This is a genomic window from Desulforamulus aquiferis (genome assembly GCF_030577015.1).
In the GTDB taxonomy this organism is placed as follows: domain Bacteria; phylum Bacillota; class Desulfotomaculia; order Desulfotomaculales; family Desulfotomaculaceae; genus Desulfotomaculum; species Desulfotomaculum aquiferis.
Map to the genome: position 1 here is coordinate 1 of NZ_JARPTC010000053.1, position 719 is coordinate 719.

The 719-nt window shown below is 48.0% G+C and carries 2 rRNA genes; both read left to right on the top strand.

Annotated features, from left to right (window positions below):
- Positions 1 to 92 (top strand): 16S ribosomal RNA (locus P6N53_RS18460); the annotation flags it as partial.
- 409 nt (positions 93 to 501) lie between these two features.
- A 23S ribosomal RNA gene (locus tag P6N53_RS18465) occupies positions 502 to 719 on the top strand; the annotation flags it as partial.

Below are 719 nucleotides of genomic sequence, written 5' to 3' on the forward strand. Positions count from 1 at the left end.
AAGAGAGGCAGCCGTCGAAGGTGGGGTTGATGATTGGGGTGAAGTCGTAACAAGGTAGCCGTATCGGAAGGTGCGGCTGGATCACCTCCTTTCTAAGGAGTACCTTGAACCTTCGGTTCAAGAAACTCTGGTCGATCATTTATCATCTACCTGTTTAGTTTTGAGAGACCTTCTCGAGGTTCGAGGTTCGGAATTCGAAGTTCGAAAAAGAACCCAACTAGAGAAGTACTCTAAAATCAACCAGAAACTTCCGGTTGATTTTAAGACTCTCAGAGAGTAAAATCATAAATCCGGGAAGCACGGGGACGGTTCTCCTGCTTCCGAGAAAATTGTTCCTTGAAAACTGAACAGCAAACAAGTAAAGCGTCGTAGTAAATACAATTTTGCAGGATACAGCAATGTAGCCGAGCAAATGAGATGCGAGAAGTGAGAGGTTGGAAGTGGGAAATGCCGCGGAAAACATTAAGCTAATTACATCTCGAAAAGCAAGAAAAGCAAGTAGGTCAAGAAGAAAAGGGCACATGGTGGATGCCTTGGCGCTAAGAGCCGAAGAAGGGCGTGGAAAGCTGCGAAAAGCCACGAGGAGCCGCAAGCAGGCGTTAATCCGTGGATACCCGAATGGGGCAACCCGGCGGAGCAAAACTCCGTCACCCTATGCTGAACACATAGGCATAGAGGAGGGCACCCGGGGAACTGAAACATCTAAGTACCCGGAGGAA